This is a genomic window from Acidovorax sp. SUPP3434, from assembly GCF_030159015.1.
Taxonomy (GTDB): domain Bacteria; phylum Pseudomonadota; class Gammaproteobacteria; order Burkholderiales; family Burkholderiaceae_C; genus Paracidovorax.
The window spans coordinates 204,046-224,220 of sequence record NZ_BQXL01000002.1; the positions used below are offsets into that span (position 1 = coordinate 204,046).

The window sequence follows — 20,175 nt, forward strand, 5'->3', positions numbered from 1 at the left end:
GCAGACGACAATAGCGTGTTCATGATGTCATCTCTCAATGCGGAACGGGGCCTGGTGGTCTCGCTGATCAGCCACGGCCACGGGCCCTGGGTGCAGGTTTTGCTGCAGGATCTGGCGCGCCTGTGCGGGGCCAGCGTCTCGCGCGTGGTGCTCACGCTCAACCTGCCCGAGGCCGAGCCGCAGGCCCCCGCCGGAGACTGGCCCTTCGTGCTGGAGATTCGCCGCAATGCGTCGCCCCTGGGCTTCGGCGCCAACCACAACCGCGCATTGCGCGGGGCGGCCGAACCGATGGTCTGCGTGCTGAACCCCGACGTCAGCCTGCTCGGCGCGAACCCGTTTCCCACGCTGTGCGAGGCCGCCCTGCCGGCGGACGTGGGCTGCGCCTACCCGGAGCAGGTGGACGGCCGCGGCCAGTTGCAGGATTCCGAGCGCGAGCTGCCGTCGCCCGCCGCGCTGTGGCGCCGCCGCGTGCTCGGGCAACGGGAGCACCGGGTGGACTGGGTGAACGCGGCGTTCCTGGTGATGCGGCGGGCGGTGTGGGACGCGCTGGAGGGATTCGATGAAGGGTATTTCATGTATTGCGAGGATGTGGATTTGAGCTTGCGCATGCGGCTGAGGGGCCTGCGGCTGCACAAGGGCGCGGCCCGCGTGGGCCATGTCGGGCAGCGCGACAGCCAGCGCCGCATGGCCTACCTCGCCTGGCACGTGCGCAGCCTGTGGCGGCTGTGGCGCTCGCCGGTGTATCGGCAGGCACGATCTTTGTTACCGGAGGGCCCCCGCGGCCCGCATACCATCGGCGCTCCATGATCTGGTTGTCTCTGGTTGCGTTTCTGGTTTCCACGCTGGTGGCTGCGGGCATCGTCCGATGGGGGCGCGACCACGCGTCCGTGTATGGCGACACCATGCCGCAGCGGTTCCACCTGGGGGATATTCCCCGGCTGGGCGGGGCGGCGCTGCTGGCCGGCATGGTCTGCAGCTGGATGCTGGGGGTGGTTCAGACGTCGTGGATGGGCGATCCGGGCTCGCTGCGGCTCGGCGCCTGGGTGGTCTGGTGGATCGTGGCGCTCCTGCCGTCGGCGGTGGGTGGCATCGTGGAAGACCTGACGCAGCGCCTGACCGTGCGCTACCGCCTGCTGCTCACGGCGCTGTCGGGCGGGCTGGCGCTGATGGTGCTGCAACTGAACGTGCAGCGCATGGGCCTGCCCTGGCTGGACGGCTTCCTGGCCCAGACGCCCTGGCTGGGCATGGTGATCGTGGTGCTGGCGGTGGCCGGCCTGCCGCACGCCTTCAACATCATCGACGGCTACAACGGCTTGGCGGGCATGGTGGCGTTCATCGTCTGCCTGGCGCTGGCGCACGTCAGCCTGCAGGTGGGGGACCGGTCGCTCGCGACGCTGTTCGTGTGCACGGCGGCGGCCACGGCCGGGTTCCTGGTGTGGAACTACCCGCGCGGCATGATCTTCGCCGGCGATGGCGGCTCCTACATCTGGGGCGTGGTGATCGCGCTGGGCAGCATCTCGCTCGTGCAGCGCAACCAGGACGTGTCGCCCTGGTTCCCGATGCTGTTGCTGATCTACCCGGTCTGGGAAACCGTCTTCTCCATCTATCGCAAGCTGGTGCGCGGGGTCTCGCCGGGCGTGGCGGACGCGCTGCACTTCCATCAGCTCATCTATCGGCGCATCGTGCGCGGGGTGTTCCATGACGACGAGTCCCGCCGGGTGCTCATGCGCAACAACCGCACCTCGCCCTACCTGTGGGGTTTTACCCTGCTGACGGTGGTGCCCGCTGTGCTGTTCTGGAGCAACACGGTCGTGCTGGCGATCTTCTGCGCCTTGTTCATGATCGCCTATGTCTCCGCCTACCTGGCCATCGTGCGCTTCAAGGTGCCCAGCTGGCTGCGGCATTGAAGACCGCCCACGGGCCGATGCTGAATGGCATCGCCCGGTGCCGTCCGGGCCCGTTCCTGCGCCCGTCCCGCCCCAGCGCCGTCCGGGGGCCGGGGCAAGGCACAATGCGCATCTCCATCGCTTAACCGCTCCTTCAGCCGCGAGCTCTTCATGACGACCGACCTTCTTTCGATTGCTCCGCGCGACAAGGCCGAAATCCTGGCCCAGGCGCTGCCCTACATCCGCAAGTTCCATGGCAAGACCATGGTCATCAAATATGGCGGCAACGCCATGACCGACCCGGCGCTGCAGGCCGACTTCGCCGAGGACGTGGTGCTGCTCAAGCTGGTGGGCATGAACCCGGTGGTGGTGCACGGCGGCGGCCCGCAGATCGAGACCGCGCTCAACCGCCTGGGCAAGAAGGGCCAGTTCATCCAGGGCATGCGGGTGACCGACGCCGAAACCATGGAAGTCGTGGAGTGGGTGCTGGCGGGCGAAGTCCAGCAGGACATCGTGGGCCTGATCAACCAGGCGGGCGGCAAGGCCGTGGGCCTCACCGGGCGCGACGGCGGCATGATCCGCGCCCAGAAGCTCAAGATGGTGGACAGCAAGGACCCGAGCATCGAGCACGACATCGGCCAGGTGGGCGACATCGTCTCCATCGACCCGAGCGTGGTCAAGGCGCTGCAGGACGATGCGTTCATCCCCGTCATCAGCCCCATCGGCTTCGGCGAGAACAACGAGAGCTACAACATCAACGCCGACGTCGTGGCCAGCAAGCTCGCAACCGTGCTGCAGGCCGAAAAGCTCGTGCTCCTCACCAACATCCCGGGCGTGCTGAACAAGGCGGGCGAACTGCTCACCGACCTCACCGCCCGCGAGATCGACACGCTGTTCGCCGATGGCACCATCTCCGGCGGCATGTTGCCCAAGATCGCCGGCGCCCTCGATGCCGCCAAGGCCGGGGTGAACGCGGTGCACATCATCGACGGCCGCGTGCCGCACGCCATGCTGCTGGAAATCCTGACCGAGCAGGCCTACGGCACCATGATCCGCAGCCACTGAGATGCCCGCCTGCGCCTCGCCCGCCGTGCAGCGCGCCGCCCCCGGCGGGGCCGCGCCGGTCCGTTCCTGAGCGGGTGACAGGGCGATGCGCCTGCTGCTGGTCGAGGACGACGTCATGCTGGCCAGCGGCATCAAGCTGGGCCTGACCGACGCGGGCTATGCGGTGGACTGGGTGGGCAGCGGCGAGCGGGCCGAAGAGGTGCTGCGCACCGAATCGTTCGACGCCGCGATCATCGACATCGGCCTGCCGGGCATGGACGGGCTGGAACTCACCCGCTGCCTGCGCCGCCCCGAGATGGCCCATCCGGCCATGCCGGTGCTCATCCTCACGGCGCGCGACGCCCTGCACGACCGCGTGCAGGGGCTCGACCTGGGCGCTGACGACTACATGGTCAAGCCCTACGAGCTGCCCGAGCTGCTGGCGCGGCTGCGCGCCCTGCTGCGGCGCTCTCAGGCCGCGACCACGGCCATCCTGAGCTTCGGGCCGCTGGAGCTGGACACCGCCGGCCGCACCGTGAGCATCCGCACCGCCAGCGATCCCCATGCGCGCCAGCCCATCGAGCTGGGCCCGCGCGAGTGGACGGTGCTGGAATACCTGCTGATCCACGCGCCCAAGCCGGCCAGCAAGGAAAAGCTGCTGCAGGCCCTGACCGGCTGGGACAAGGAAATCACGCCCAATGCGGTGGAGGTGTACGTGTCCCGCCTGCGCAGCAAGCTGGAGCCCAATGGCGTGGCGCTGCGCTCCATCCGGGGCTTCGGCTACCGGCTGGAGCTGCAGCCCCCGCGCGGCTGAGCGCGCCCCGCCGTCTCCGCGCCCGCCCACCCCTGCACCCGCACACCCCGGCCGCCGCCATGACCTCCGCGCTGCGCATCCGGCTGCTGCTGCTGCTGATCCTGCCGCTGTGCGCCCTGGCGCTGGCGGGCGCGTGGCTCGACTACCGCTCGGCGGACGAGGCCGCCAGCCGGCACGACCAGCGCCTGCTGCGGCTGCTGCCGGCGCTGGCCGACTCGGTGGTGGCCCCGCCCGTGAGCGACGGCGGCCCGCCGCTGCTGCTGCTCGCGCCCCCGGTGGAGGAGTTCCTGCGCCAGAACAGCGGCTTTTCCGGCTACAGCGTGCAGGACCTGTCCGGCCGCGTGCTGCTGGGCGAGGACTGGGTGCAGAGCGCCGTGCCGGCCACGCACGACCCCGAGTTCCACAGCGTCGAGTACGACAGCGTCACCTACCGCGTGGCCGTCCAGCGCAGCCGCACGGGGGCGGGCGAGCTGGTGGTGGCGCTGGCCGACGGCTCCGATCCGCGCCAGCAGTGGGGCAAGCAGATGCTGCTGCGCGTGCTGCTGCCCAACCTGGTGCTGGTGGCGGCCGCGGCGCTGGCGATCCACTGGGCCGTGCGCCGCGCGTTCAAGCCGCTGGTGGACTTGGCCGAGGCCGTCGCCCGGCGCTCGCCCCGGGACTTGAACCCCATCGACGAAGCGGCGTCGCCCGTGGAGGTGCGGCCCCTGGTGTACTCGCTGAACCGGCTGTTCGCCCTGGTGAACGAGCAGGCCGAGGGGCAGCGGCGCTTCGTGGCCGATGCCGCGCACCAGCTGCGCACGCCGCTGGCCAGCCTGCAGGCACAGGTGGAAGCCTGGGCGCTGTCCGCGCAGGCGGGCAGTGGCCGGGAGGGGCATGGATCAAAACAGGCTCCAGCGCAAATGGTACTAGGGCATGGTGCTATATATTTAGGAGCGGATCAGATCGAGAAGCTGCGGCAGGCCACCCGCCGCACCTCCAAGCTGGCGCACCAGTTGCTGGCCCTGTCGCGCGCGGATGCCCGCAGCCTGGACGCGCAGGCCATGCAGAGCGTGGATCTGAAGGACTTGTGTGAAAGCCTGCTGGAGGCGTTCCTCGACGCGGCCACCGCCAAGGGGCTGGACCTGGGGCTGGAGGTCGCGCCGGCCCGCGCCGTGGGCCACGGCTGGCTGCTTCGCGAGCTGCTCACCAACCTGGTGGACAACGCCATCAAATACACGCCGGCCGGTGGCGCCGTGACCATCCGCTGCGGCGGCGCTGCCAACGGCGGCGCGTTCCTGCAGGTCGAGGACGACGGACCGGGCATTCCCGAGGCGGAGCAGGCGAGGGTGCTGCAGCGCTTTTACCGGGTGCCGGGGGCCGCGGGGGAGGGCACCGGACTGGGTCTGGCCATTGCCGACGAAATCGCGCGCGTGCACGGCGCGGCGCTGGGCCTGGGGCGCGGGCCGGCCGGCCGGGGGCTGGTGGTGACGGTGTTTTTCGCGCCGGCGCGCAAGGTTCGCTAGCCGCCTGTGCCGCTGATGGTTCCGCCGCCCTGGCGGCGCAGCGTGGCGCTGGAAAGGCGGGGCCGTCTGCACCGAAGTCCGGCGGGACCGTGTGCGAGAATCAATTGCATACATCTGTTGCCCATGTCCGAACTCCAGTCCCTGCCTGAACCTGTCGCCACCGGGGCGCAAGACGTCCCTGCGGCCCGCAAACGTCCCAAGCCGGGGGAGCGGCGGGTGCAGATCCTGCAGGCGCTGGCCGGCATGCTGGAGCAACCCGGCTCGGAACGCATCACCACCGCCGCGCTGGCGGCGCGCCTTTCGGTCAGTGAGGCAGCGCTCTACCGGCACTTCGCCAGCAAGGCGCAGATGTTCGAGGGCCTGATCGATTTCATCGAGCAATCGGTCCTCACGCTGGTGAACCAGATCATGGAGCGCGGTGCGCAGTCCGACACCTCGGGCACGCAGCAGGCCGCGCGCATCGTCGCCATGGTGCTGCAGTTCGGCGAGCGAAATCCGGGCATGGTGCGCGTGATGGTGGGCGATGCCCTGGTGCTGGAGAACGAGCGCCTGCAGCAGCGCATGAACCAGTTCTTCGACAAGATCGAATCGAGCCTGCGGCAGTGCCTGCGCCCCGCCGCGCAGGCCGCCGGGGCCGATGCGCCCACGGTCGAGGCCCAGGTGCGCGCCGCGGCGCTGTGCGATCTGGTGCGGGGGCGGCTGCAGCGGCATGCGCGCTCGGGCTTTCGGCGCGCGCCCAGCGAGCACCTCGAGGCCACGCTCGCGCTGCTGCTCTGACCCGCTGTCCCTGACCGGCTGCAGATCCTGCTGCCTGGGTGATGCCAGGCATTCCAGACGTTCTACTTCCCCGAAGCGCGCCAGACCGGCCGGGCTGGCGGTGCCGCTTGGTGCAGTCGCACTGCGTTGCTTCGTCCCACCGTTCCAGCGTTGGGCGTGCGGCTAGGGGTTTTCCCGGTGCAGAGCCCCTCATCGCCCCGCGGGATGGGCAGGCCCGGCGTTTTCATGCAAAATAGCACGATCGTTCGTTTTATTTTTTCCATGCCGGTCACCCCCCTCCCATCCCGCTCCGTTCGCTCCGCCAGCACCCGCGAAGGCCGCGCCTTGCAAAAGGGGCAGCAGACCAAGGCGGCGATCGTCGAGGCCGCGCTGGGCCTGGCCACGCACATCGGGCTGGAAGGCCTGTCGATCGGGGCGCTGGCGGACGTGACGGGCATGAGCAAGTCCGGCGTGTTCGCCCATTTTGGTTCGCGCGAGGAGCTGCAGATCTCCGTCATCCGCGAATACCACGCGCGCTTCGAGCAGGAAGTGTTCTACCCGGCCGTGTCCGCCCCACGGGGCCTGCCGCGCTTGCGGGCCCTGTTCGGCAACTGGATGAAGCGCACCTCCATCGAAATCGATTCGGGCTGCATCTACATCAGCGGTGCCGTGGAGTTCGACGACCGCACCGGCCCCGTGCGCGATGCGCTGGCCAGTTCGGTGCTGACCTGGCTGGCCGCCATGAAGCGCGCCATCGACCAGTGCAAGGAGCAGGGCGAACTGCGCGGCGACGTGAATGCCGAGCAGATGCTGTTCGAGATCCACGGCCTCATCCTGGCGCTGCACTACGAGGCGCGCTTCCTGCAGACACCCGGCTCCATCGACCGGGCCAATGCCGGCTTCGACAGCATCCTCACCCGCTATGGCGCACCGCCGCCCGCGCAGGATTGACCGACCCGTTTTGCTTTTCTCTCTCCCTCTTTCCTTTTCATTTCCCACCCTTTCCATCCAAGGAGCCCCCCATGCCGACCTACACGCCGCCCCTTCGCGACATGCAATTCGTACTGCACGAGGTGTTCAAGGCGACCGAAGAACTGAAGGCCCTGCCCAAGCATGCCGACGTGGACGTGGACACCATCAACGCCGTGCTGGAAGAGGCGGGCAAGTTCGCCACGGGCGTGGCGTTCCCTCTCAACATCAGCGGGGACGAGGAAGGCTGCACGCTCGACAAGGCGACGCACGAGGTGACCACGCCCAAGGGTTTCAAGCAGGCCTACGCTCAGTACGTGGAAGGCGGCTGGGCGGCCCTGAGCTGCGAGACCGAATACGGCGGCCAGGGCCTGCCGTTCGTGCTGAACCAGTGCCTTTATGAAATGCTCAACAGCGCCAACCAGGCCTGGACGATGTACCCCGGCCTGTCGCACGGCGCCTACGAGGCGCTGCATGCGCACGGCACGCCCGAGCAAAAGAAGCTCTACCTGCCCAAGCTGACCAGCGGCGAATGGACCGGCACCATGTGCCTGACCGAGCCCCATTGCGGTACCGACCTCGGGCTGCTGCGCACCAAGGCCGAGCCCGTGGCGGGCGCGCCCGAGGGCACCTACAAGATCACCGGCAACAAGATCTTCATCAGCGCGGGCGAGCACGACTTCACCGAGAACATCGTTCACCTGGTGCTGGCCCGCCTGCCCGATGCGCCCAAGGGCAGCAAGGGCATCAGCCTGTTCATCGTGCCCAAGTACCACGTGAACGCCGACGGCTCGCTGGGCGAGCGCAACCCGATCTTCTGCGCCGGGCTGGAGCACAAGATGGGCATCCACGGCAACGCCACGGCGCAGATCGCCATCGACGGCGCCATCGGCACGCTGGTGGGCCAGCCGCACAAGGGCCTGCAGGCCATGTTCGTGATGATGAATGCCGCGCGCCTGGGCGTGGGCAACCAGTCGCTGGGCCTGACCGAAGTGGCGTTCCAGAACGCGCTGGCCTACGCCAAGGACCGCACGCAGATGCGCAGCCTTTCGGGCACGAAAGCCAAGGACAAGGATGCCGACCCGATCATCGTGCACCCCGACGTGCGCAAGATGCTGCTGACCGCCAAGGCCTACGCCGAAGGCGCCCGCGCGCTGCAGATCTACTGCACGCTGCTGCTCGACAAATCGCACAGCCATCCCGACGAAAAGGTGCGCCAAGAGGCGGACGAACTGGTGGCGCTGCTCACGCCCATCGTCAAGGCCTTCATCACCGACAACGGGCACATCGCCACCAACGCCTGCATGCAGGTCTTCGGCGGCCACGGCTTCATCAAGGAATGGGGCATGGAGCAGTTCGTGCGCGACAACCGCATCAACATGATCTATGAAGGCACCAACACCATCCAGTCGCTGGACCTGCTGGGCCGCAAGGTGCTGGGCAACAACGGCGCCACGCTCAAGAAGTTCGGCAAGCTGGTGGGCCAGCTGGTGCAGGAAGAGGGCGTGAACGAGAAGATGGCCGAGTTCATCAACCCCATCGCCTACCTGGGCGAGCAGATGACCAAGTTCACCACCGAGATCGGCTTCAAGGGCTTCCAGAACCCCGACGAAGTGGGCGCTGCCGCCGTGGACTACCTGCGCGTGGCCGGCCACCTGGTGTTCGGCTATCTCTTCGCCCGCATGGCCCAGGTGGCGCTGCGCGAGATCGCCAACGGCAACACCGACCCGTTCTATGTCGCCAAGCTACAGACGGCGCGTTTTTACTTCGCCAAGCTGTTCCCCGAAACGGCCACGCTGATGCGCACTGCGCGTGCCGGCGCCAAGCCGCTGATGGACACCGACGCCGCGCTGGCCTGAGCGCACCGGCCGCCCCCTTCCCCGCCTTTTTTTGCACTGGAGCCGTTATGAATAAAGCGCTAGCAGCGATGTTGTGTGTGGCCATGGCCGCCCCCGCGTGGGCCCAGATGTCGCCCGTGGGCGGGTGGCGCAGCATCGACGACAAGACGGGCGAGGCCAAGGCCGAGATCCGCATCGCCGAAACGGGCGGCGCTCTCACCGGGCGCATCGAGAAGTCGCTGAAGAAGGACACGCCCGCCGATGCGGTCTGCGTCGAATGCCAGGACGACCGTAAGGGCCAGCCCATCGCCGGCCTGGAGATCATCCGGGGCGGCAAGAAGGCCGAAGGCAAGGACGTGTGGGAGGGCGGCAAGATCCTCGACCCCGAAAACGGCAAGGAATATCGCGCCAGCTTCACGCCCATCGACGGCGGCGCCAAGCTGGAGGTGCGCGGCTACCTCGGCCCGTTCTGGCGCACGCAGGTCTGGCAGCGCATGCAGTAACCCATTCCAAAGAAACCAACCATGTCCCGATTCCAAGTGAAGAAAGTCGCCGTGCTCGGCGCGGGCGTGATGGGTGCGCAGATCGCCGCCCACCTCGCCAACGTGAAAGTGCCGGTCGTCCTGTTCGACCTGCCCGCCAAGGAAGGCCCGAAGAACGGCATCGTCAACAAGGCCATCGAGGGGCTCAAGAAGCTCAAGCCCGCACCGCTGGGCGTGGCGGAAGACGCCGCGCTGATCGGCCAGGCCAACTATGAAGAGCACCTGGAGCAGCTGCGCGGGTGCGATCTCATCATCGAGGCGATTGCCGAGCGCATGGACTGGAAGCTCGATCTCTACAAGAAGATCGCGCCCTTCGTCGCACCCGGCGCCATCGTGGCTTCGAACACCTCCGGCCTGTCGATCACGCGCCTGAGCGAGGCGCTGCCCGACGCCATCAAGCCGCGCTTTTGCGGCATCCACTTCTTCAACCCGCCGCGCTACATGACGCTGGTGGAACTGATCGACACGCCGACGACCCGGCCCGAGGTGCTCGACCAGCTCGAAGCCTTCGTGACCAGCGGCCTCGGCAAGGGCGTGGTGCGCGCGCACGACACGCCCAACTTCATCGCCAACCGCGTCGGCATCGCCGGCATGCTGGCGACGATGAAGGAAGTGGAGAACTTCGGCCTGACCTACGACGTGGTGGACGATCTCACGGGCAAGAAGCTGGGCCGCGCCAGCAGCGGCACCTTCCGCACCGCCGACGTGGTGGGCCTGGACACCATGGCGCACGTCATCAAGACGCTCCAGGACAACCTGACCGAAGAGAGCGATCCGTTCTACGGCAGCTTCGGCACGCCCGAGGTGCTGAACAAACTCATCGAGATGAAGAACCTGGGCCAGAAGGCCAAGGCGGGCTTCTACAAGAAGGTGGGCCGCGACATCCTGCGCTTCGACCTGGAAAGCGGCGAGTACGTGCCCGGTGGCCAGAAGGCCGACGAGGTGTATGCCCGCATGCTGAAGAAGCCCGCCGGCGAGCGCCTGAAGCTGCTGCGCCATGCCGAGGGCGCGCAGGGCCGGTTCCTCTGGGCCATCCTGCGCAACAGCTTCCATTACGCTGCCGTGCACCTGGGCACCATCGCCGACAACGCGCGCGACGTGGACCAGGCCATGCGATGGGGCTTCGGCATGAAGCAGGGCCCCTTCGAGCTGTGGCAGGAAGCCGGCTGGCTGGAGGTGGCGAAGATGATCCAGGAGGACATCGACGCCGGCAAGGCGCTCAGCAAGGCGCCGCTGCCCGACTGGGTGTTCAAGGGCCCGGTGGCCGAGGCCGGCGGCGTGCACACGGCCGAAGGATCGTGGAGCGCTTCGCGCGCCAAGTTCGTGCCGCGCCGCCAGCTGCCCGTGTACGAGCGCCAGCACTTCCCCGAGAAGCTGCTGGGCGAGGCGCTGCCCGACTGGCGCACGGCCGGCACCACGGTGTCCGAGTCCGATGCGCTGCGCACCTGGACGCTGGACAAGGATGGAGGCCCCTCCGGTAGCCGGATCCTGATCGCCAGCATCCAGAGCAAGATGCATGCGATCAGCCCCGACGTGATGGAGGGCCTCGTCGAAGCCATCGACACCGCCGAGCGCGAATACGACGGCCTGGTGATCTGGTCCGGCGACGCGCCGTTCAGCGTGGGTGCCGATCTGGCCGCCACCATGCCGGCCTTCGTCGTGGCCGGCATCTCGGCCATCGAAAGTGTCGAGCAGGAACTGCAGAACCTCATGCTGCGCCTGCGCTACGCCCAGGTGCCGGTGGTGTCCGCCATCCACGGCATGGCACTGGGTGGCGGCTGCGAGCTGGCCGTGTATTCGGCCCGCCGCGTGGCGCACATGGAAAGCTACATCGGCCTCGTCGAAGTGGGCGTGGGCCTGGTGCCGGGCGCCGGCGGTCTGACCTACATCGCGCGCCGTGCGGCCGAGAACGCCGCCGCCTCCACGGGCAAGGACATCCTGCCCTTCCTGACCGAAGGCTTCACCGCCGCGGCCATGGCCAAGGTGGGCACCAGCGCGCTGGAATCGAAGAAGCTCGGCTACCTGCTGGACAGCGACATCGTCGTGCCGCACAAGGACGAGGTGCTGTTCGTCGCCCTGAACGAAGCCAAGGCGATGGCGGCCAGCGGCTGGCGCGCACCGAACAAGCGCCTGTTCCCCGTGGCCGGTCGCAGCGGCATCGCCACCATCCGCGGCTCGCTGGTGAACATGCGCGACGGCGGCTTCATCAGCGACCACGACCAGCACATCGCCACCCTGATCGCCGAGATCGTGTGCGGCGGCGACGTGGACGCAGGCACGCTGGTGAGCGAGGAATACCTGATGGCGCTGGAGCGCAAGGCCTTCTGCGCGCTCATCCAGCACCCCAAGACGCAGGAGCGCATCCTGGGCATGCTGAACACCGGCAAGCCCCTGCGCAACTGATGTGCCATCGGACGACCGCATGACGACCTCCACCGGCGCATTCCCGCCCAACCGCATGCAGCTCCAGCTGGAACAGGTGGACGAGTTCCCGAAGTTCCTGCGCCCCTGGGTGCGCAACCTGGTGCTGCGCCGCGCCGTGCCGTTCACCCGCACGGCGCGCGTGGAGTTCATCGAGATGTCGCCGAACCGCGTGGAAGTGCGCCTGCCCAACGAGCACCGCGTGCGCAATCACGTCGGCAGCATCCACGCCTCGGCCATGAACCTGCTGGCCGAGACGGCCACGGGCATGGCGATGGGCCTGAACGTGCGCGACGACTGCCTGCCGCTGGCCAAGGACTTGAAGATGGCCTTTCGCAAGCGCGCCACGGGCGCCTTGCGCGCGGTGGCGGTGCTGACCGACGCGCAGCGCCAGGCCATGCAGGACAGCGACAAGGGCGAGATGCAGGTGCAGGTCACCGTGACGGACGAGGCTGGCATCGAGCCGGTGGAATGCGAATTCACGTGGGCCTGGATTCCGTCCAGCCGCCCCGCCAAGTAACTGACTGACTGATTGACTGACCGATCGATTGATCGATTGAAGGAGCCTTCTCCATGGCAAAACAAATGCAGGACGCCTACATCGTCGCCGCCACGCGCACGCCCATTGGCAAGTCGCACCGCGGCTTTTTCCGCAACACCCGCCCCGACGATCTGCTGGCGACCACCCTCAAGGCGGCCCTGGCCCAGGTGCCCGGGCTGGACCCGGCCTCCATCGAAGACATCATCTGCGGCTGCGCGATTCCGGAAGGCGCCCAGGGGCTGAACGTGGCGCGCATCGGCGCGGTGCTGGCGGGGCTGCCCACCAGCGTGGGCGGCATCACCGTGAACCGCTTCTGCGCCTCGGGCCTGTCGGCCGTGCAGATGGCGGCCGACCGCATCCGCGTGGGCGAGGCCGACGTGATGATCGCCGCTGGCGTGGAAAGCATGAGCATGGTGCCCATGATGGGCAATACGCCCTCGCTGTCGCCCAGCATCTTCGCCAAGGACGGCGACGTGGGCATCGCCTATGGCATGGGCCTCACGGCCGAGAAGGTGGCGCAGCAGTGGAAGGTGTCGCGCGAGGACCAGGACGCCTTCGCGCTGCAGTCGCACCAGAAGGCGCTGGCCGCGCAGCAGGCCGGCGAGTTCACCGACGAGATCACGCCCATCGAGGTGACCGACCGCACGGCGGACCTGGAGACGGGCGAGAGCATCGCCAAGACCCGCACCGTGGCGCTGGACGAAGGCGCACGGCCCGACACCAGCCTGGAAGGCCTCGCCAAGCTCAAGACGGTGTTCGCCGCGCGGGGCTCCGTCACCGCCGGCAACAGCTCGCAGACCAGCGACGGCGCGGGCGCGCTGATCCTGGCGAGCGAGGCAGCCGTGAAGCGTTTCGGCCTCACGCCGTTGGCCCGCTTCGTGAGCTTCGCCAGCAAGGGCGTGCCGCCCAGCATCATGGGCATCGGCCCCATCGAGGCCATTCCGGCCGCGCTGCGCTATGCGGGCCTCAAGCATGAAGACATCGACTGGTTCGAGCTGAACGAAGCCTTCGCCGCGCAGTCGCTGGCGGTCGTGCGCCAATTGGGCCTGGACCCTTCCAAGGTCAATCCCATGGGCGGCGCCATCGCCCTGGGCCACCCGCTGGGCGCCACGGGCGCCATCCGCGCCGCCACGGTGGTGCATGCGCTGCACCGCAAGAACCTCAAGTACGGCATGGTGACCATGTGCGTGGGCATGGGGCAGGGCGCTGCGGGCATCTTCGAGCGCGTCTGAGGTCGGGGGCGCATTGCGCGCCCCGGCATTCCGGGGTTCAGGCAGTCGCCGGCACGACGGGACGGAGAAAGCAATCACGGCACACTCGCACACCATGACTCTCGATCTCCATCCCCTGGACGACGCGCTGGCCCTGGAGCCGGCCGGTGCCCACCGGTACACCGGCCGGACCACGCCCGCGTACTGGAACATGGTCGGCCCTTTCGGCGGCGCGACGGCCGCGGTGCTGCTGCAGGCCGTGCTGCAGCACCCCGACCGCCTGGGGGAGCCGCTGTCGCTCACCGTCAATTACGCCGGCGCGGTGTCGCAGGGCCCCTTCACGGTGCAGGCCATGCCGGTGCGCACCAACCGGTCCACGCAGCACTGGACGCTGTCCATCGTGCAGCCCGGCGCCGACGGCGAATGGGTCACCACCACCACGGGCACCGCCGTGACCGCCGCCCGCCGCGAAACCTGGAGCCTGGCCGACACCCCCATGCCGACAGCGCCCGGCCCCGACACCCTGGAGCCGCTGGCCAAAGGGCTGGGCGTGGCCTGGCTCGACCGCTACGAACTGCGGCCGGTGGCGGGGGCCTTGCCGCAGCGCTGGGACGGCAGCGGCGACAGCAGCCTCTCGCAGCTGTGGATGCGCGATGCGCCGGCCCGCCCGCTCGACTTCTGCGCGCTGGCGGCACTGGCCGATGTGTTCTTTCCGCGGGTCTGGCTGCGCCGTGCGCACCGGGTGCCGGCAGGCACGGTGTCCCTCACGGTGTATTTCCACGCGGGCCGGGAGCAACTGGCGGCCACGGGCACCGGATTCTTGCTGGGCCAGGCGCGTGCGCAAGAATTCCGCAATGGCTTTTTCGATCAGACGGCCCAGTTGTGGAACGATGCCGGCACCATGCTGGCCAGCAGCCACCAGATCGTTTATTACAAGGAATGAGGCGCCCCCGGCGTCCCGTTCGCTTTCCCCGCCCACGACCTTCCATGGCAGGAGCTTTCCCATGACCGATACCCCGACCCAGGACATCCTCGTTCACACCGAATCCGGCGTGGCCACCATCACCTTCAACCGCGTGGAGAAAAAGAACTCCATCACCACCGCGATGTACGCCGCGCTGGCGGATGCGCTGGAGTCCGCCGCGGCCGACAGCGCGGTGCGCGTGGTCGTGCTGCAGGGCGATGTGGCCATCTTCAGCGCCGGCAACGACATCGGCGACTTCCTGAACAAGCCACCATCCACGCAGGACTCGCCGGTGTTCCGTTTCCTGCGCGGCATCGCCACGTTCCCGAAGCCGGTGGTGGCCGCAGTCTGCGGCCCGGCCGTGGGCATCGGCACCACCATGCTCTTTCACTGCGACCTGGTCTACGCGGGCGACAACGCCGCGTTCTCCATGCCCTTCGTCAACCTGGGGCTGTGCCCTGAGGCCGCGTCCAGCCTGCTCGTGCCGCAGATGATGGGCTACCACCGTGCCGCCGAGGCGCTGCTGCTGGGCGAGCCCTTCCTGGCCGAGGCGGCGCTGGAGGTGGGACTGGTCAACCGCGTGGTGCCGCCCACCGAGTGCAACATGGTGGCCCAGACCCAGGCGCGCAAGCTGGCCGCCAAGCCGCTTTCCGCGCTCATCGAGACCAAGCGGCTCATGAAGCAGGGCCAGACGGCTGCGGTGCTGGAGCGCATGGCGCAGGAGGGTGCGAGCTTCGGTCGCATGCTGCAGGAGCCCGCGGCGCGGGAGGCGTTCAGCGCCTTCGTCGAGAAACGCCGGCCGGATTTCAGCGCGGTGTGACAGCATCTGGGGGGCGGCCTGGCGTTTTGCCTGGGAACTGGGCATAACGATAGATGCCGGCGGCATGAATCTGGCAGTACATTCCTGCTCATCCATAAACCCCCTGCCGGACCGTGCCATGACTGCTGTCAAACCACCTTCGCCATTCGCTGCTCCCCGCGCGCCGTCGCGCCGCGCCTTTGTGCAATGGGGCGCATCGCTTGCCAGCGGCGCCCTGGGGTCGTCGGCCCTGGCGCAGGGGGCGGTCGCTCCGGCACCCGTGCCGCTGGAAGGCGGCATCCTCAAGGTGGTGGTGCCGTATGCGGCCGGCGGCGCATCCGATCGGGCCGCGCGCCTGCTGGCCGATGCCCTCGGTCCCCGGCTGGCGGTGCCGGTGGTGGTGGAAAACCGCGTGGGCGCGGGGGGGCGGCTGGCCGTCCAGCAGTTGCACCGCGACAGTTCCGGCCAGAACCAGGTCGTGCTGGCCAACCCGGCCACCATGCTGGTGGCGCCCCTGGTCTTCAAGGACAACGGCTACGACCCCGACAAGGACTATGTGGCCTTGTCCCAGATCACGAGCTATCAGTTCGGCCTGGCCGTGTCCACGGCCGTGCCGGTCAAGGAATTCGCCCACCTGCACGCCTGGATGCTGGCCAATCAGGACAAGGTGGCCGCCGGCGTGCCGGCCACCGGCAGCCTGCCGCATTTCTTTGCCCTGATGCTGGCCGAGAAGCTCTCCCTGCAACTGCCCGTCGTCGGATATCGGGGGTCCGCGCCGCTGCTCAACGATCTGATGGGCGGTCACGTGCCCATCGCCGTGGACACGCTGGATGCGCTGGAGCCGCTGCACAAGGCCGGCAAGCTGCGCATTCTGGCGGTGTCGGGCGAACAACGGTCGCCCACGCTGCCGACGGTGCCCACTTTCAAGGAGGCGGGGCTGGGCCTGTCCGCCCTCGGCTGGAACGTGCTCTACGCGCCTGCGTGGCTGCCGCCCGCCCGGGCCCGGCGCATTGCCGACACGGTGACCCAGGTCATGGCGGACCCGGCCCTGCAGGCCCGCTTCGTGGCGGCCGACATGGTGCCTGTGGTCAGCTCGCGCGACCAGACCGCCAAAATGCTGACGGCCTACAAGGCGCAATGGGCGCCGGTGGTCCGCCATTCGGGCTTTCAGCCCTGAACCCTTGCCCCTTCCTCGATGACTCCACCCCCTGATTCCGCCCAGCCCTCTCCGTTCGAGGCCGAGTTCATCGATGGTTTGAAGGACATCTTCGAGCAGCGCATCGTCTTCAACCAGCTGCTCGGTCTCAAGGTCACGCATCTGGGGGCCAAGCATGTCGAGGCGCGCATCGAGATGAAGCCTGAGCTGGTGGGGCACTACGCCTACAACCGCGTGCACGGCGGTGTCATCAGCGCGGGGCTGGATGCCATGGGGGGGCTCGCCGTGATGGCGGCCATCGGTGCCCGCCACATGGACGAGCCGCCTGCGCAGCGCCTGCACCGCTTCGGCAAGCTGGGCACCATCGACCTGCGCATCGACTATCTGCGGCCAGGCATCGGGAGCCACTTCACCCTGCGGGCCGAAGTGCTGCGCCTGGGCTCGCGCGTGGCCAGCACGCGCATGGAGTTTTTCGGCCCGGACGGCACGCTCATGTCGGCGGGCGCTGCGGCCTACATCGTTTCGTAGCCGGAGCCTACGCGCGATCGCGGTGATGTATGTCGCTGCAAAGCATGCAAGTGCATGCAACGATCGAATGGTTTAGTTACCGTTCTTGCGTAACGCGGGGAGTTTTCGCGGAACGTCGCTTCTAGCATGGCTCTTTTTCAAGGAGATCTGATGGCCGTGCAAAACCCCTTCTTCGGCAAGCGTGAACCCGACGCATTCCAGCCTCGCCAACCTTCTTCCGTCCTCGGCGGTGCGACCACCGTGGTGCCCGGTGGCAACAGTGCCACGACCACCACCCCTTCTTCCGCCAAGCCCGTGTCCACGGGCACGGCGCCCGGCAGTGCCGTTTCCGACGGCGTGGGCAGCAAGCTGACGGTGGGCCCGAACATCAAGCTCAAGGGGGTGGAGATCACCGATTGCGACACGCTCGTGGTCGAAGGCACGGTGGAGGCCACGATGGACTCCCGCGTGATCCACATCGCCGAGCAGGGCGCCTTCCGCGGCTCGGCCGAGATCGACATCGCCGAGATCCACGGCGAGTTCGACGGCACGCTCACCGTGCGCGAAAAGCTCGTGATCTACAGCACCGGCAAGGTGACCGGCAAGATCCGCTACGGCAAGGTGGTGATCGAAGAGGGCGGCCAGTTGGCCGGCGAAATCTTTGCCGGCACGTCGGGCCCCGCTCCCCGAGCCAATGCGGTGAGCAACAACAACAACACCACCAACGCGCGCAACGAAGCGCCTGCACTCGCCGCGGCCTGAGCCTCGGCGGGCATTGCGATCAATCCCGGCGTGCGCCGAGGGCGCGCTTCACCGACCTGCCACGTACGGCCCGTGGCAGGCCAGGCGTTTCGCGCCGGGGTTTTACTCCACGTTCTCAGCCTGCCGCGCCACCCTCGGGCGCTGCGGTGGCCGGCAGCGGACGGGGCCTGCCTGCGGCATCGATGGCCACATAGGTCAGCCGTGCTTCCGTGACCTTCACATACCGGCCCTGCGCTGAAAAGCGCTCTGCATACACCTCGACCTCCACCGTGACCGAGGTGCGTCCAGTGCGCGTGACCGCCGAGAAGAACGAAAGAATGTCCCCCACGCGAACGGGCTGCTTGAATACGAATTCGTTCACCGCCACGGTGGCCATGCGGCCCTGCACATAGCGCGCCGGCAGCACCGATCCCGCCAGGTCCACCTGGGCCATGACCCAGCCGCCGAAGATGTCGCCGTTGGCGTTGCAGTCGGCCGGCATCGGAATCACCTTGAGCACCAGCTCCTTGTCGGTGGGCAATTCGGTCAACGCAGCGCTGGGAAGAGCGGTCATGGGCACAATCTCGGTAAAAACAACAACCGGAATTGTCCTTCATGCGCCCCCACGGCGAATCCCCACCCCCTCTCGTCGCGCGCCCCGGCGCCGGCTCCCGCACCGACTGGGCCACGCTCGGCCGGCTCGTTCCCTATCTCTGGCAATACAAATGGCGGGTGATCGCGGCGCTGGTCTTCGTCGTGGGGGCCAAGGTGGCCAACGTCGGAGTGCCGCTGCTGCTCAAGCAATTGATCGATGCCATGTCGATCGCTCCGGGCGACCCCGCCGCCGTGGTGGTCGTGCCCATCGCCCTGTTGCTGGCCTATGGCGGGTTGCGCCTTTCCACCTCCATCCTGACCGAACTGCGGGAACTGGTCTTCGCCAAGGCCACGCAGGGCGCGGCCCGCAGCATCGCGCTGCAGACGTTCGAGCACCTGCATGCCTTGAGCCTGCGCTTTCACCTGGAGCGGCAGACGGGCGGCATGACGCGCGACATCGAACGCGGCGTGCGCGGCATCGAATCACTGATCTCGTTCACGCTGTTCAACATCGGCGCCACCCTGATCGAGGTGTTCCTTGTGCTCACCGTGCTGGCCGTCAAGTTCGACGCGTGGTTCGCCTGGATCACGCTGGGCGCCCTGGGCCTGTACATCGCGTTCACTGTGCTGCTGACCGAGTGGCGCACGAAGTTCCGCCGGCAGGCCAACGAGTTCGACTCGGCCGCGCACGCCAAGGCGGTAGACTCGCTGCTGAACTACGAGACCGTCAAGTACTTCAACAACGAGGCGTTCGAAGCCCAGCGCTACGACGAAAGCCTGCAGCGGCTGCGCCATGCGCGGCTCAAGAGCCAGACCTCGCTGTCGCTGCTGAACACCGGGCAGCAGCTCATCATCGCCACCGGCCTGGTGGCCATGCTGTGGCGCGCCGCGCAAGGCGTGGCCGATGGCCGCATGACGCTGGGCGATCTGGTCATGGTGAACGCCTTCATGATCCAGCTCTACATTCCGCTCAACTTTTTGGGCGTGATCTACCGCGAGATCAAGCAGAGCCTGACCGACCTCGACAAGATGTTCACACTGATGGACAAGGAGCGCGAGGTGGCCGATGCGCCCGGCGCCCAGCCGCTGGTCCACCTGGAGCACCCGGCCGTGCGCTTTGAAGACGTGCACTTCGCCTACGAAAGCCGTGCGGGCAGCGCGCGGCCCATCCTGCACGGCATCAGCTTCGAGATTCCCGCCGGCAAGACGGTGGCGGTGGTGGGGCCTTCTGGATCGGGCAAGTCCACGCTGGCGCGCCTGCTCTTTCGCTTCTACGACATCCAGTCGGGCCGCATCACGGTGGCCGGGCAGGACATCCGGGCCGTGACGCAGGACAGCCTGCGGCGCGCCATCGGCATCGTGCCGCAGGACACCGTGCTGTTCAACGACACCATCGCCTACAACATCGCCTACGGCCACCCGGGCGCGGGCCATGATGCTGTGGAAGCCGCCGCCCAGGCCGCGCGCATCCATGGCTTCATCGCCGCCACGCCGCTGGGTTACGCCACGCAGGTGGGCGAGCGCGGCCTCAAGCTCTCCGGCGGCGAGAAGCAGCGGGTGGCGATCGCCCGCACGCTGCTGAAGAACCCGCCGATCCTGATCTTCGACGAGGCCACGTCCGCGCTCGATTCAGCCAATGAGCGGGCCATCCAGACCGAGCTGAAAAGCGCGGCGCGCAACAAGACGGCCCTGGTGATCGCGCACCGCCTCTCCACGGTGGTGGATGCGCACGAGATCCTGGTGATGGAAGCAGGCCGCATCATCGAGCGCGGCACCCATGCCGCGCTCTTGGAGCAGGGCGGCCGCTACGCCAGCATGTGGGCGCTGCAGCAAAGCGGAGAGGCCGGCTGACGGGCCGCCGCAGCGCGCTTTGGTGCGTGGGCGCCGGCG

Annotated in this window: 19 protein-coding genes; 18 read left to right on the forward strand and 1 reads right to left on the reverse strand. The window is 68.0% G+C overall.

The genetic code is table 11. The features are described 5' to 3' along the window. The first annotated feature begins 21 nt into the window (after positions 1-21). From AVKW3434_RS04785 to AVKW3434_RS04865, 17 genes are all read left to right on the forward strand, one after another. The gene (locus AVKW3434_RS04785) at positions 22-807 is read left to right on the forward strand and encodes a glycosyltransferase family protein (RefSeq protein WP_284404932.1); all 786 of its coding nucleotides are present in this window, start codon (positions 22-24) and stop codon (positions 805-807) included. Further along, a complete protein-coding gene (locus AVKW3434_RS04790; protein ID WP_284404934.1) occupies positions 804-1,907 on the forward strand; it encodes a glycosyltransferase family 4 protein in 1,104 nt (367 codons plus the stop codon). Before AVKW3434_RS04785 ends, AVKW3434_RS04790 begins: the two co-directional genes overlap by 4 nt. Before the next feature lie 150 nt (positions 1,908-2,057). Continuing rightward, positions 2,058-2,951: an acetylglutamate kinase gene (argB, locus tag AVKW3434_RS04795; RefSeq protein WP_284404937.1), complete on the forward strand. Its 894-nt coding sequence runs from the start codon at positions 2,058-2,060 to the stop codon at positions 2,949-2,951. Between the two features lie 85 nt (positions 2,952-3,036). Continuing rightward, positions 3,037-3,744 (forward strand): response regulator transcription factor, encoded by a 708-nt coding sequence (locus tag AVKW3434_RS04800; protein ID WP_272565155.1) that lies wholly within the window; start codon positions 3,037-3,039, stop codon positions 3,742-3,744. Positions 3,745-3,803: 59 nt separating this feature from the next. Then, positions 3,804-5,246, forward strand: a complete 1,443-nt coding sequence (locus tag AVKW3434_RS04805) for an ATP-binding protein (RefSeq protein WP_284404939.1) — start codon at positions 3,804-3,806, stop codon at positions 5,244-5,246. Between the two features lie 123 nt (positions 5,247-5,369). Next, complete coding sequence (gene slmA, locus AVKW3434_RS04810; protein WP_284404941.1) at positions 5,370-6,023, forward strand: nucleoid occlusion factor SlmA; 654 nt, start codon at positions 5,370-5,372, stop codon at positions 6,021-6,023. Between the two features lie 261 nt (positions 6,024-6,284). Next, positions 6,285-6,953 carry a TetR/AcrR family transcriptional regulator gene (locus tag AVKW3434_RS04815; protein ID WP_272569803.1) on the forward strand — a complete coding sequence of 223 codons (669 nt, stop codon included), beginning with the start codon at positions 6,285-6,287 and terminating at the stop codon, positions 6,951-6,953. A 71-nt stretch (positions 6,954-7,024) separates the two neighbouring features. Further along, on the forward strand, positions 7,025-8,830 hold the full coding sequence (locus AVKW3434_RS04820) for an acyl-CoA dehydrogenase C-terminal domain-containing protein (protein ID WP_272565152.1): 1,806 nt from the start codon (positions 7,025-7,027) through the stop codon (positions 8,828-8,830). A gap of 47 nt (positions 8,831-8,877) precedes the next feature. Further along, a complete protein-coding gene (locus tag AVKW3434_RS04825; RefSeq protein WP_284404944.1) occupies positions 8,878-9,312 on the forward strand; it encodes a DUF2147 domain-containing protein in 435 nt (144 codons plus the stop codon). A gap of 21 nt (positions 9,313-9,333) precedes the next feature. Then, complete coding sequence (locus tag AVKW3434_RS04830) at positions 9,334-11,754, forward strand: 3-hydroxyacyl-CoA dehydrogenase/enoyl-CoA hydratase family protein (RefSeq protein ID WP_284404946.1); 2,421 nt, start codon at positions 9,334-9,336, stop codon at positions 11,752-11,754. Positions 11,755-11,773: 19 nt separating this feature from the next. Then, positions 11,774-12,292, forward strand: coding sequence for a DUF4442 domain-containing protein (locus AVKW3434_RS04835; RefSeq protein ID WP_272565149.1), 519 nt, complete (start codon positions 11,774-11,776; stop codon positions 12,290-12,292). Between the two features lie 53 nt (positions 12,293-12,345). Next, on the forward strand, positions 12,346-13,545 hold the full coding sequence (locus AVKW3434_RS04840) for an acetyl-CoA C-acyltransferase (RefSeq protein WP_284404948.1): 1,200 nt from the start codon (positions 12,346-12,348) through the stop codon (positions 13,543-13,545). Positions 13,546-13,639: 94 nt separating this feature from the next. Beyond that, a complete protein-coding gene (locus AVKW3434_RS04845; protein ID WP_284404950.1) occupies positions 13,640-14,467 on the forward strand; it encodes an acyl-CoA thioesterase in 828 nt (275 codons plus the stop codon). Between the two features lie 61 nt (positions 14,468-14,528). Beyond that, the gene (locus tag AVKW3434_RS04850; protein WP_272565146.1) at positions 14,529-15,308 is read left to right on the forward strand and encodes an enoyl-CoA hydratase; all 780 of its coding nucleotides are present in this window, start codon (positions 14,529-14,531) and stop codon (positions 15,306-15,308) included. A 118-nt stretch (positions 15,309-15,426) separates the two neighbouring features. Beyond that, the gene (locus AVKW3434_RS04855) at positions 15,427-16,464 is read left to right on the forward strand and encodes a tripartite tricarboxylate transporter substrate-binding protein (protein ID WP_284404952.1); all 1,038 of its coding nucleotides are present in this window, start codon (positions 15,427-15,429) and stop codon (positions 16,462-16,464) included. An 18-nt stretch (positions 16,465-16,482) separates the two neighbouring features. Continuing rightward, positions 16,483-16,971, forward strand: a complete 489-nt coding sequence (locus tag AVKW3434_RS04860) for a thioesterase family protein (protein WP_284404954.1) — start codon at positions 16,483-16,485, stop codon at positions 16,969-16,971. Positions 16,972-17,121: 150 nt separating this feature from the next. Next, entirely contained in the window at positions 17,122-17,712 is a 591-nt protein-coding gene (locus AVKW3434_RS04865) for a bactofilin family protein (RefSeq protein WP_284404956.1), read from the forward strand. A 115-nt stretch (positions 17,713-17,827) separates the two neighbouring features. On the opposite strand, the gene AVKW3434_RS04870 is transcribed toward AVKW3434_RS04865, so the two are convergent. Continuing rightward, positions 17,828-18,265: an acyl-CoA thioesterase gene (locus tag AVKW3434_RS04870; protein WP_284404957.1), complete on the reverse strand. Its 438-nt coding sequence runs from the start codon at positions 18,263-18,265 to the stop codon at positions 17,828-17,830. Positions 18,266-18,306: 41 nt separating this feature from the next. On the opposite strand from AVKW3434_RS04870, the gene AVKW3434_RS04875 reads away from it, so the two are divergent. Then, positions 18,307-20,136 carry an ABCB family ABC transporter ATP-binding protein/permease gene (locus AVKW3434_RS04875; protein ID WP_284404958.1) on the forward strand — a complete coding sequence of 610 codons (1,830 nt, stop codon included), beginning with the start codon at positions 18,307-18,309 and terminating at the stop codon, positions 20,134-20,136. The last annotated feature ends 39 nt before the right edge of the window (positions 20,137-20,175 follow it).